Source organism: Streptomyces sp. NPDC048295 (assembly GCF_040652135.1).
GTDB lineage: Bacteria > Actinomycetota > Actinomycetes > Streptomycetales > Streptomycetaceae > Streptomyces.
The window spans coordinates 159,108-170,526 of sequence record NZ_JBEZLL010000002.1 but is presented as its reverse complement, the minus strand read 5'-3'; the positions used below and the strand labels follow the sequence as shown (position 1 = coordinate 170,526).

The following is an 11,419-nucleotide window of genomic DNA, read 5'->3' as shown; positions in this document are numbered from 1 at the left end:
GGGGACGAGGAGAAGGACGCAGTCCGCCGTGACCGGCCGGACTCCGCGGACGCGCAGGACCAGGCGTACGCGTGAGGACGTGCCGCGCACGGTGGCCTGCGTCCTTCTTCGGTTCAGCCGACGGGAGAAACCGGCCAGGAGCCCGGCTGCGCCCCGCGCCTGGGTTTCCTCCCGGCGGAACGGTTGCCGATGAGCGCCTGCCGGATCTGCGCGGCGGTCGCTCGTGCGTGCTCCGAGGTGGCGACCGCGTCGGCGGTGGCGGGTACGAAGCGGTGGGCCGGCTGCCGGCAGTACGGGCAGGGCGCGCCGTCGGCGAGGAGGTAGCCGTCCTCGCACGCCCGGTTCGAGCAGGCGCCGGGGCTCACCAGGGCCTCGGCGATCTCCTGGGGTGCCCAGCGGCGGCGGTTCTCCTCGTCGCGTTCGTGGATCGCGTGGGACCAGCGGTTGCTCCAGCGCCTTTCGATTCGGTCGAGGAGCTGGGCGGCCGTCCGGTGCGTGAGCTCCTCGAACAGGATGTCGGGCAGGGTGCGGGGTACCCGGTGTCCCAGGGCCTGGAGCAGTGGCTGCGGGAAGCCCTGCATGATGAAGCGCATCGGGTCGCCGCCCGGACTCTGTTTCCACTGCTGGCAGTGGCAGACGACTCCGTCGGGCAGCGGGTTGTGGCAGCGGGTGCACAGTCCCCGGCAGTCCACACAGATCCCGTCGTTGAGCCCGTCCAGGTGGGGTGCCGGCGCCCTGCCGCATTCACGGCAGCAGGCCGCGCACAGGCCGCAGAGCCGCTCGTTTCCCTGCTGGGTCGTCCAGTTCCGCTGTTGGCAGCGGCAGCACAGACTGGTGTTGCAGTAGTCGCTGTGCTCGCCGTTGTGCCGGCCGAGGGGAGCGAAGGACACGGTGCTGACTCCTTTCGGTCTGGGGCGTACCGGCGAAGCGTTGCGGGGCGGCGGCTCCTCCCCCTCGCGGTGCTCCGTACAGCCTAGTGAATCGGCGCCGGACCGGACGGCACGAGGAGACGGCACCGGCAGGGCCCCGGCCTCCCGCCCTCAGCCGCTCTCCGCGATGAACCTGCGCAGTTCGCGGGCGAGTGCGGCCGGGTTGTCCAGGGGTACCAGCGTTCCGGCCCCGGGGATCTCGGTGTATCGCCCCTGCGGCAGCAGTTCGGCGAGGCGTCGGCCGGTCTCGGGCGGCATCATCCGGTCCTCCGCCCCCCAGGCCACCAGCGCGGGCCGGTCGAAGTGCCGCAGCCGTTCCGCGGCCCGCAGATAGGTGTCCTTCCGCGTGGAGCGCAGGAAGCGGGCGAGGTCCCGGCGGATCGCCCGGTCGGTGAGCAGCGGCCGGTACCAGCGGCGCACCCGCTCGTACGGGATCCCGCACGCCGTCATGCCGCCCAGCGAGCTGCCCATCGCAGCCAGGAAGGGCACCCGGAAGGACTGGAGGAGCAGGAACAGGCCGCCCGGCACTCGGCTCGCGGCCACCAGGGCGCGGCCCTGGACTCCCGGCGGGTAGTTGTCGAGCGCCTCGCAGGAGGTGAGCACCAGGCGGGCGATGCGTTCGTCACGTACGCCGGGCAGGAGCTGGGCCGTGCCCGCGTCGTTCTGCACCAGTGTGACCTCGCGCAGGTCCAGCCGTTCCAGGAACTCGGCCAGCAGGTCCGCCACGCCCTGGGCCGACAGGTCCGCGGACGGCCGCATCGGGCGGCGGTGACTGCCGAGCGGCAGTACGGGGACCACCACGCGGAAGTCCTCGCGCAGTTCCGCCACGAGGGCGTCCCAGACCGATTCGTCGAAGGCGAGCCCGTGGACGAGCACCACGGTCCCGCCCACGCCGTTCCCGGTGTCGGTGTACTCGATGGTTCCGGCGCCCAGTCCGATCTCCGGCATCGCGTGCCCTCCCCGTGACCGCTACTTGATAGACCGATCTAGTGAGAGACTATCCGGTATGAGGACCACCGGCGACACCAGGCAGCGGATCGTCACCGCCGCCACCGAACTCTTCCGGCGCCAGGGTTACGCGGCGACCGGCATGAAGCAGATCGTCTCGGAGGCCGGGGCTCCCTACGGCTCGGCGTACCACTTCTTTCCCGGCGGCAAGGCCCAGCTCGGCGAGGAGGTGATCCGCACCTCCGGGGCCGCCTACCTGGAGCTGATCGGCAGCCTCTTCGACGACCCGGAGGCCGATCCGGCCACCGCGACCGCCGCCGCATTCACGGGCGCCGCGGAGACTCTCCGGGAGCTGGACTTCACCGACCCGTGCCCGATCGCCACCGTGGCCCTGGAGGTCGCCAGTACGCACGAGGGCCTGCGCGGCGCGACGGCGGAGGTCTTCGCCTCGTGGATCGAGGCCCTCACCGGCTTCTACGCCGGTGCGGGCATGGAGGCGGACACCGCCCGGGACACCGCGGGCTCGGTGATCGCCCTGTTGGAAGGGGCCTTCATGCTCGCCCGTGCCGCCCACGACACGGCCCCGGTCCACACCGCCGCCCGCGCCTCCGCCGCCATCGTCCGTGACGCCCTGGGACCCGGCTGAGCGTTGCCGCCGGGGCGGCGGGAACGATCGGTCCCTACGGTCGGCCCGTGCCGAGCCGGCGTGCTGCTGCCTCGACCGTCTGAGCGAGGAGCACAGCGATGGTCATGGGCCCCACACCGCCGGGGACAGGGGTGATCAGGCCGGCCCGCTCCCTGGCGGACTCGAAATCCACGTCGCCGACGTTGCCCGGGTTGTATCCCGCGTCGATCACCACCGCGCCGGGCTTGATGTCCGCCCCCTTGATGAATCGCGGTCGCCCGACGGCTGCGACCAGGACGTCCGCCTGCCGGACGAGGGTGGACAGGCCGACAGTGCGTGAATGGCAGTAGGTCACCGTGGCACTCCGCCCGAGGAGGAGCATGCCCACGGGCTTGCCCAGAATGGGACTGCGTCCCACCACCACCGCGTGCTTGCCGGCGAGTTCCACTCCGTACTCCTCCAGCAGACGCATGATTCCTCCCGGGGTGCAGGAGACGAAGCCCGGAAGGCCGAAGCTCATCGCTGCGAAGGAGTGCATGGTCACCCCGTCGACGTCCTTGTCCGGAGCGATTGCCTCGAAGGCGGCACGTTCATCGATGTGCGGGCCGACGGGATGCTGCAGCAGGATTCCGTGCACACCGGGATCGTCCGAGAGTTCGGTGATCCTCTCGATCAGACCACTGGTGCTGACCGAAGCGGGCAGGGCCACATGCCGTGACCGGATACCCGCCTTCTCGCACCGGGCACGCTTCATCCGGACGTACGTGACCGAGGCCGGGTCCTCTCCGACCAGCACGGTGGCCAGGCACGGGGCTGTCCCGGTGCGGTCCTGGATCTCCGCAGCGGTCGCGGAACTGGATTCGATGATGCGCCGGGCAAGTCCGGTGCCACACATCGGTCGAGCTGCCTGTGTCGGGGCCACGTGCTTCTCCTGAGCCTCGCAGTGAGCTGCCCAGGCGCACGGCATCGACGGAGTGCCGGGCCGCTCCCCGGTGGTACTCCACCTCAGCGCCAGTCACGGCCCAGCCGTCACCTTAGCGGAGCGGGCGCCGGTAGGCGCGCGGCCTCTGCGCCATCCTTGTGCCGCCCGGTGCCGTCGCTCTCTTCAGCCGGGTCGGCCTGTTGTGGTCTTGACGAGGTGTCACGTGAATCTCCCTGACGGCGTTCCCCTGGTGCACGTCGTCCGGCAAGTCGGCTCGTCCCGGGACGGCATGCCGGACCGGAGGGGGTGTCAGGTGGTGGCCATGAGCAGGTCTTCCCCGCTCGACGGGCGGAGTCCGTCGGTCCGGTCGGCGAAGTAGCGCTCTGCCAGCAGCACACCGGGCACGTGCCCGACATCCGCGAACCCGGCTCCGCGGGCCAGCGCCAGTATTTCCTGCGGGGTGTAGAAGCTGACGAACGGTGTTCCGGATGCCCGGGCGCCCTTTGCCGAGGTCTGGAGCCCGGAGCGGTCGGCGTCGGCCAGGAGTTCGGCCGGCAGCAGGAACGTCATGGCGAGTGTCGAGCCGGGGGCGAACGACGCGACCTTGCGCAGGGTGGCGGCGGTGGTGTCCTTGGTGAGGTACATCGTCACACCGGTGGAGACGATGACGGCCGGCCGGCCCGGGTCGAAACCGGCCGCGGTCAGCTGCTCCGTCCAGGACTCGCTCGCCTCGAAATCGACCGGCACCAGGCGCAGCCCGTCGGGGATGCCGCAGCCGAGTTCGATCAGGCGGCGGCGCTTCCAGGCCTGGGGGCCCGGCTGGTCGACCTCGAAGATCCTTAGCCGGGAGGCGAGTTCAGGCCTGCGCTGGGCGAAGGTGTCCAGACCGGCACCCAGGATCACGTACTGGTCCACGCCGTGGCCGGCCTGTTCCGTGACCAGGTCCTCGATGAACCGGGCACGGGCCACGACGGCCGCCCGGAATCCGCTGGTGGCGCGCGGGTCCATGTCCGGGCGGCGGCGCCAGTCGTCGTCGGGGGCCGCCAGCCGCAGGCCGGTCTCGTCCTCGAACACATGGGGCGGCGGATCGGCCTGGACGTGCATGGCCCGCCACAGTGCGACCCGTACGGCGGTGCTGTCCGGCACCTCGGTTCTCCGGTCTGCCACGGCGCGCTCTCCCTGCTTTCCTCGTGGTCGGTTCTCGGTAGCGGCCCGGGTTCCGGAACCGCTGGTCGCCGGTGACGCTCCGCGGCCCCGACCGGCTCCCCACCCTCTTCACCGTCCGGCCACAGGCAGGCTGGGGCCAGGACCACCGGCTCCGGCTCGTCCGAATCTCGCAGATCCGACAGATACCGAATCTCGCAGATCCGGCAGATCCGGCCAAGCGTGGCCCGTCCAGACCACTCCGATGATCCACGAGTGGAGCCCGGACCGCAGGAGCCGATCGCTTGCGGCATGCCACAACAGGCGCCTGCACCCTCAGGGCGATGTCCGATTTCCGCCAGCCCCGGAGCGCGCGCCCGCGGATGCTGGAGCCATGACCACGACATACGAGGCTCGGGCCATCGACCGGGCCGTGCTGAAACAACTGCGGGAACAGGACGACGCCGGCCGCACCCGGACACCCTTCACCGATCCGGAGGGCGGTGCCCCGCTGCGCTGCTGTCTGCGGCACAGCGAGGCAGGTGAGCGGATTGCCCTCGTCTCCTACGCGCCGTTGCGCCGCTGGGCATTGGAGACCGGTGCCGAGCCGGGCCCGTACGACGAGTGCGGTCCGGTGTTCGTTCATGCCGAGGAGTGCGGCGGGCCGGCTTCCGGCCCCGGCTATCCGGTCGAACTGCACGGCGCCCGCCGGGTGCTGCGCGCCTACAACGCTCAGGGGCACATCCTCGGTGGGCGGCTGATCGAGATCCCCAGGGAACGGGCCACCGAGGTGGACCACGCGTTGCACGAGGTATTCGCCGATCCGGCAGTGGCCCTGGTGCACGTCCGCGCAGTGGAATTCGGCTGCTTCATGGTCGAGATCCGCCGCCAGTAGGTGCGGCGCGAGGCCGGTCCGCCGGGTTGCCGCCCGAAGGCGAACGGCCGGCCCTCACGCCTCCGTCGGGCCCCTGCGGCCCTCCCGCCCGGGCACAGGTCGCAGTGGCCGGAATCATGCGCCTGCACTGCCGACAGCGCGGGCACATGGTTCCGGCGCCGCTGGGGTCGGGAGCACTCGGGCCTGCGACAGCCGCACCCACCCGTGCTGTGCAGATACTCCATGCCCCCAGCGGCACGTCCAGCCTGCCGCACGGCGAGGTCCCCCGACGGGCGTTGAATCGCAGGTCGGTACACGTATCTGTGCGATCGGCCCCCGTCACCCGCCCGGCGTCGGCATACGTACCGGAGGCCCGACCGGCATACGTACGGCCGTGCCGGCGTCTCGTGCTCCGGGCGGCTCCGAAGCGGGGAGTCACTCGCCGCGGCGCGGCTGAGGCGAAGCCGTGGCCCAGGCTTTCAGCACCGGTGAGATCTCCGTGCGCGAATCGATGTCGAGCTTGGTGAGAATGCGTTCGACGTGTGTGTCCGCGGTCCGCTTGGAGATCACGAGATGCTCGGCGACCTCCCGGTTGGACAGTCCTTGCGCGACCAGTGTGGCGACCTCCCGTTCTCGCGGGGTGAGCGTCTCGGTCGCCATGGGCTCCTGAGGGCTGCGGGGCAGGCGCGGCGCGGCCGGCGGTCTGTCGCTGTCCGCCCGCACCGCCTCCAGGATCTCGGTCCCCGACAACCGCGCCCCCACACCGTGCCAGCGTTCGTACTCCACGTTTCCCAGTGCCTCCCGCACGGCGTCACGGGTTGCCTCCTGCTGTTCCAGCACGGACGTCAGCATGGCCACCGGGTCGCCGCTCAACCGCCGCGCGCCTTCCGCGTACCCCAGCAGCCACGCCGCCCTCGCGTGGCGTTCCTGCTGTGCGGCATGCCAGGCCAGGCCAAGGCAGCAGAGCGCCGCGACGAGCACGTCACCGATCTCGCTCATGGCGTCCAGGGCCTGCCGCAGCGCGTCGGCACCCTCCTCATGGCGTCCGGCGAGCCAGAGAATGAGGCCTTGCGCCATGAGCGTGGATCCGTAGAACTGACGGTCACCCGTGCCGTTCAGATGGGCCAGCCCCAACTCGCACAGTTCCAGGGCCCCGTCGGTGTCCCCGAGCACCGCCCTCAGCAGCGCGCCTTCGTAATGGACCATGCTGATGCCCAGCAAGTCGCCCACGGCCACGATCCGGCGACGCCCCTGTTCCAGCTCGGCCAGTCCCTCGTCGATCTCGCCGCACAGCGCCCGCATCGCACCGATGTACGGTTCCGTGAACAGCGCCACTCGCTGTTCGTCGCAGTTCAGCGCCGACTCCCGCGCCCGTTGGAAGAAGGTCGGCGCCTCTGCGAGATCGGCGGTCCAGGTCGCGAAAACTCCGGTCATGAACAGGCCCCAGGCCCGCTCCGGGCAGTCCTCGGGCACCAGACGGAGCCCTTTGCCGATCCAGTACCGCCCCTCCGACAGGGTGCCGGTCGCCCTCCAGTGCGGGGCGAGCCGCACGGCGAGGCTCAGCCCCTCCGCAGCACTGCCCCCAGCAGTGAAGGCGTACTTCATCGCAGCCCGGATGTCGGCGATCTGACTGCGCACCACCTGGTGCAGCTCGGCCTGGGCGGGGGTGATCAGCTGGTTCCACAGGCGCCCGGCCGTGTCGCGATGGTGTTCGAAGTGCCGTCCGCGTACGCAGGCCGCGCTGCTGTCCTCGTCGAGGCGCTCGGCACCGTATTCACGGATCGTGTCCAGGAGCCGGTAACGCGCTCCGTCCTCGCCGACGCGCTGCACGACCGACTTGTCCACCAGGCCGAACAGCGCCTCCAGGACCGCGTCCGACGGGAGTCCGTCGCCCCCGCCGACCCGTTCCGCGGCCGACAGCTCGAAGGGCCCGGCGAAGACGGACAGGCGCGCCCACAGCAGTCGCTCCGCCGGGGTGCAGAGCTCGTAGGACCAGCCGATGGTGGTGCGCAGTGTCTGATGCCGGGCGCAGGCGGCACGCTGCCCGCCGGTGAACACCTCGAACCGACGGTCCAGCCGGGCCACCAACTCGCCCAGCGGTGCGACGCGCAGACGCACGGCGGCCAGTTCGAGCGCGAGCGGAATCCTGTCGAGCCGTTCCACCAGCGCCAGCGTCTGCGCCCGGTTGGACTCGGTCACGGTCCAGCCCGGCAGTACGCGGGCGGCCCGCTGTGCGAACAGCTCCAGGGCGTCACCCACCCCGAGGGGGGTGATCGGCATCGTCTGCTCGTCGGCCAGATCGAGCGGCTGCCGGCTGGTGGCCAGGACACATACCTCGGCGGCCTCGCGCAGGAGGACGTCGCAGAGTACGGCGCATGCGTCGACCATGTGCTCGCAGGTGTCGAGCACGATGAGCAGCTGCTGCCCCTGGAGGTGGGCGACGACCGCGTCCAGGGGTTCCATCCCGGCGTGTTCCGGGACCCCCAGCACGGCGGCCAGGGTCGCGGGGACCAGCTCCGGGTCGGACAGGGCCGACAGCTCCGCCAGCCACACCCCGTCCGGAAAACGATCCCGCAGACCCTCCGCCGCGCGCAGCGCGGTGCGGCTCTTGCCGACGCCGCCGGGGCCCACCAGGGTGACGAGCCGCGCCTCGCGGAAAGCCGCCCGAATCAGCGCGATCTCCTCGGCACGTCCGACGAAACTGGTCCGCTCGGCAGGGGGTTGCCCACTGCGCCGCTGCCCGAAGCCGAATCCCATGGGGCCCCCGTGATGCTCAAGCACCTCGCCGCTCCGCGAGGTGTCAGCCGAGATTTCAGCACAGTGTAGATGTGCAGCTCCGGAGCGTGGTCACGATATAGGTGGTTATGTAGACATTGTGAGGATTCGGGACGGGAGACGTGTGCAGGGGCTGATGGGAAGGACCGCCGGCGCCCCGTAGCAGCCCACCCGCGTCCGCGTACTCGATCGGCGACCTCGGGCGACCTCGGGTTCGACGACCGGGACCCCCTCCCCGGCCTCATGCCGTACGGGATCAGTCGCATGACAGTCGGTGTCATGGGCCGGATACGGTGAAGAGCGCGCCGTCCGGGTCACGGATGATGAAGGCGTCCTTCGAAGGACCGTCGCGTGCGGGAACCAATGACGATTCGCCCCCGGCGTCGACGGCGGCGGCCGCGGCGCGTCCGCTGTCCTCGACGCGGAAGTCGACGACCCAACGGGGCCGGATTCTGGGGTCCGCGGCGGTTTCGATGCCTCCGCCGCGCAGGGTGGCGACGGTGCGTCCTTCGGCCTGCACGCGTACGTGGTCCTGTGCGTAGTCGACCGTACAGATGCCGGGAGGTTCGGCCCAGCCGAAGATCTCCGCGTAGAAGATAGCGGCCTCGAAGGCATGCCGGGTCTGGAGGTCCAGCCGCGCGGGGGCGCTGCCCTGCCCCACCGACCAGGCAAGGGTCGTGCCTTCCCAGAAGCCGAAGACGGCCCCGTCACGGTCGGCGGCGATCGCCGCACGGCCCACGCCCAATTTCACGGGCCCGACGGCGAGCGTGGCACCGCGCTCCCTGATCCGGTCCGCGGTCTCATCGGCGTCGTCCACCGCGAAGTACGGCGTCCAGACCGCGGGCGGGCTGGCGTCGGGAGAGCAGCAGCCGATCCCGGCGACGGGCCGGCCGTGCTCCATGGCCACGCAGAAATTGCTGCCGAGGGCACTGGCGACGAACTCCCAGCCCATGACGTCGGCATAGAAGGTCCGGGCGGCACGCAGATCGCCCGTCGGCAGGCTGACCCAGCAGGGAGCTCCGCTTACGGGCCTGATCCTTCCGAGGGCCGCCATTCGATGCTCCTTCGGGTTTCCCGCCGCCGACGGCTCACGCGCTCCGCCTCCACCTGCGCGAACAGTCCCCCACGTCGCCACGGTCCGCCGTGAGTTCCGCGATCCCCTGATCCTCGGGCCGAGTATCGCCTCCGGTTCTTCGGGCTCGGCCCGCTCCGTGAAGAGCAGCACATCGGGGTCGGAACGGGCCGGACCAATGGACTCGCCTCTGTGTCCGTGACCGAGCGTCGTACGGTGTCCCCGGTCGGTGACCCGCATGCACGGCGCTCGGCAGGGTCGAGTTCGTGATCCAACGGTGTACCCCGGGCTGCTCCCCCGCATCTCAGCACCCGATCCCCCGCGCCCGATCCCGCGCCACGACCGGCCGCAGCCCTCCTCACCAGCGACGGAAGGACTTGCGGACGTCCGGAAACGGCACCGTTGTGATCAGGGCGTGGCGGTGTGCGGCCGGTGCTCGGGCAGCCAGCCCTCGGCGTGGGCGACGGCGTCCGCCAGGTCGAACAGCCGGGCCTCCGCACCGCCCACCGCGCCGCGTACCACCGGATGTTCCTTCTCGAAGGCCGCACCCAGCTCGTCGAAACGGTCCGAAGAGATCGAGACATCGCGTACGGTCGCCCATTCGCGGCCCTGCGGGGTCATGACGGCGAAGGAGTTGTCCTCCTGCGGCGACGAGATGCGGTATTCGGCCAGGTGGAACGCCGTACAGGAGTCGAAGCCCGCGCCCAGCAGAAGCACCCGCGCCCCGGCTGCCTCCAGCCGGGCGAGCGGACTGTGCTCGCCGAGCCGGCAGTCGAGTGCGTGTCCGTCGACGATCGCGGCGGCCCGTGGGCCCACGGCCGCGAAGGAAGTCTGCGGATGGCAACTGCGGACGGCGCCCGGCCAGTTGCGGACGGTCTCCGGGATCACGCCGACGCCGAGGGTGGGAGTGATCCGGACGTCGAAGGGAGGCATCGAGGCCCGGATGTCCGCCCACCACGCCTCGGGCACGGGTGGATTCCCCCAGTCCGCCGGATCGGAATTGCCACCGGAGTGGGTCGGTACCACGAGCGTCCCGGCGTCGCCGAGAACGTCGAGCAGCGCCGAGACGACGACGGCGGGACCGCCGCAGACCCAGCCGAGCGAGCTGAGCGAGGAGTGAACCAGGAGGGTCTCACCGGGGCGCAGGCCCAGCGCGCGGAGGTCGGAGGCGAGCGAATCACCGGTACACATTGGGCCGGCTGCGGGCATGGTGGGCATGACCAGTCAGTGTCCGTGCGCCGACGCACCCGCGCCACCGGATTTCGGCAGCCCGTACAGCGGGCGGCAGTGGCCCGGTATGACGAGTGGTAGGTGAGCGGACCGGCCGTGGTCGGCAGGGAAGGCGCCCGGAACAGCTCCTCGTCGCCCGGGTGGACATCGGGGCGGTCCCGGGGCGGCCCCACGATTCCGTGCGGGCCGAACAGCAGGGCGACCAGGTGGCCGGTCGCCACCGCGGCGCCTCCCATGGCGCTGAACCGCCGCGTTTTCGGCAGGGCAGGCTGGAATGCACGAGGTGCGGCAGGCTCCGCTTCTCGAACCGGGCCCGTCACCCGACGGGGTCGGGGGTGCCCCGTCGCTCGGCCCGGATACGGTCAGGGGGCGGCTCGCGCGCGGTGTCGACGTACCGCGTCACGGTTGGCACACCGCTGGGAGCAGTAGCGCTGCCGCCCGGTGCGCGAGGTGTCGGCGAAAATCGTGGTGCACTCGGTCACGGCGCACCGCCGCAGCCGGTGCATGCCCCGCCCCGCCAGGTGCAGTGCGGTGCCGACGGAGATCAGCGAGAACAGCAGGGAGCCGAGCGGCTGCCGGTCGTCGCGGAAGTGCAGGTGCCAGCCGTCTCCGGCGTGGTCGGTCAGCCGCGGGTACGCGGCGGCCGCCGCCAGCATCCGGTTGAGCAGTTCGGCGCGCTCGTGCTCGTCGTCGGCGTCGACGGCCTTCTCCCACGCGTCCAGCACTTCCCGGGTGCGCGCGAGGTCCTGCGGCGTGACCGGGAGTTCCACCACCAGGCCTGCCGCGCGGCAGCGGTCCGCGAGTTCCCCGGCGTCGGCCGGGCGCCGGTTGGCCAGGTCCGCGGCAAGGTTCACCACATCCTCGCCGTAAGGGTTGAGGTGCATAAGATCATTACATCAGT

Annotated in this window: 10 protein-coding genes and 1 riboswitch; of the genes, 2 read left to right on the top strand and 8 right to left on the bottom strand. The window is 71.1% G+C overall.

The features are described 5' to 3' along the window. Positions 1-113: 113 nt before the first annotated feature. Positions 114-890 carry a hypothetical protein gene (locus AB0D53_RS03145; protein WP_362439251.1) on the bottom strand — a complete coding sequence of 259 codons (777 nt, stop codon included), beginning with the start codon at positions 888-890 and terminating at the stop codon, positions 114-116. A gap of 150 nt (positions 891-1,040) precedes the next feature. Continuing rightward, positions 1,041-1,877: an alpha/beta hydrolase gene (locus tag AB0D53_RS03140; protein ID WP_362439248.1), complete on the bottom strand. Its 837-nt coding sequence runs from the start codon at positions 1,875-1,877 to the stop codon at positions 1,041-1,043. A gap of 58 nt (positions 1,878-1,935) precedes the next feature. Between AB0D53_RS03140 and AB0D53_RS03135 the strand changes: the two genes are divergently transcribed. Next, the gene (locus tag AB0D53_RS03135) at positions 1,936-2,523 is read left to right on the top strand and encodes a TetR/AcrR family transcriptional regulator (protein ID WP_362439245.1); all 588 of its coding nucleotides are present in this window, start codon (positions 1,936-1,938) and stop codon (positions 2,521-2,523) included. Positions 2,524-2,557: 34 nt separating this feature from the next. Here the strand turns inward: AB0D53_RS03135 and AB0D53_RS03130 are convergent, their stop codons facing one another. Both AB0D53_RS03130 and AB0D53_RS03125 read right to left on the bottom strand, forming a co-directional pair. Next, complete coding sequence (locus tag AB0D53_RS03130; RefSeq protein ID WP_362439242.1) at positions 2,558-3,424, bottom strand: bifunctional 5,10-methylenetetrahydrofolate dehydrogenase/5,10-methenyltetrahydrofolate cyclohydrolase; 867 nt, start codon at positions 3,422-3,424, stop codon at positions 2,558-2,560. 21 nt (positions 3,425-3,445) lie between these two features. Further along, positions 3,446-3,531: riboswitch (ZMP/ZTP riboswitch) on the bottom strand. Between the two features lie 202 nt (positions 3,532-3,733). Next, positions 3,734-4,591: a class I SAM-dependent methyltransferase gene (locus AB0D53_RS03125; RefSeq protein ID WP_362439239.1), complete on the bottom strand. Its 858-nt coding sequence runs from the start codon at positions 4,589-4,591 to the stop codon at positions 3,734-3,736. Positions 4,592-4,961: 370 nt separating this feature from the next. Between AB0D53_RS03125 and AB0D53_RS03120 the strand changes: the two genes are divergently transcribed. Beyond that, on the top strand, positions 4,962-5,462 hold the full coding sequence (locus AB0D53_RS03120) for a DUF1203 domain-containing protein (protein ID WP_362439236.1): 501 nt from the start codon (positions 4,962-4,964) through the stop codon (positions 5,460-5,462). A gap of 414 nt (positions 5,463-5,876) precedes the next feature. Here the strand turns inward: AB0D53_RS03120 and AB0D53_RS03115 are convergent, their stop codons facing one another. From AB0D53_RS03115 to AB0D53_RS03100, 4 genes are all read right to left on the bottom strand, one after another. Further along, positions 5,877-8,198: a LuxR C-terminal-related transcriptional regulator gene (locus tag AB0D53_RS03115; RefSeq protein WP_362439233.1), complete on the bottom strand. Its 2,322-nt coding sequence runs from the start codon at positions 8,196-8,198 to the stop codon at positions 5,877-5,879. Positions 8,199-8,493: 295 nt separating this feature from the next. Further along, positions 8,494-9,270 carry a VOC family protein gene (locus tag AB0D53_RS03110; RefSeq protein WP_362439230.1) on the bottom strand — a complete coding sequence of 259 codons (777 nt, stop codon included), beginning with the start codon at positions 9,268-9,270 and terminating at the stop codon, positions 8,494-8,496. A gap of 426 nt (positions 9,271-9,696) precedes the next feature. Next, a complete protein-coding gene (locus AB0D53_RS03105; protein WP_362439227.1) occupies positions 9,697-10,506 on the bottom strand; it encodes an AAC(3) family N-acetyltransferase in 810 nt (269 codons plus the stop codon). Between the two features lie 374 nt (positions 10,507-10,880). Then, complete coding sequence (locus tag AB0D53_RS03100) at positions 10,881-11,402, bottom strand: CGNR zinc finger domain-containing protein (protein ID WP_362439224.1); 522 nt, start codon at positions 11,400-11,402, stop codon at positions 10,881-10,883. Positions 11,403-11,419 lie beyond the last annotated feature (17 nt).

Coding starts and splice junctions, on each gene's coding strand:
- AB0D53_RS03135 (WP_362439245.1), top strand. CDS start 1,936: ATGAGGACCACCGGCGACACCAGGCAGCGGATCGTCACCGCCGCCACC.
- AB0D53_RS03110 (WP_362439230.1), bottom strand. CDS start 9,270: ATGGCGGCCCTCGGAAGGATCAGGCCCGTAAGCGGAGCTCCCTGCTGG.
- AB0D53_RS03140 (WP_362439248.1), bottom strand. CDS start 1,877: ATGCCGGAGATCGGACTGGGCGCCGGAACCATCGAGTACACCGACACC.
- AB0D53_RS03120 (WP_362439236.1), top strand. CDS start 4,962: ATGACCACGACATACGAGGCTCGGGCCATCGACCGGGCCGTGCTGAAA.
- AB0D53_RS03115 (WP_362439233.1), bottom strand. CDS start 8,198: ATGGGATTCGGCTTCGGGCAGCGGCGCAGTGGGCAACCCCCTGCCGAG.
- AB0D53_RS03100 (WP_362439224.1), bottom strand. CDS start 11,402: ATGCACCTCAACCCTTACGGCGAGGATGTGGTGAACCTTGCCGCGGAC.
- AB0D53_RS03105 (WP_362439227.1), bottom strand. CDS start 10,506: ATGCCCACCATGCCCGCAGCCGGCCCAATGTGTACCGGTGATTCGCTC.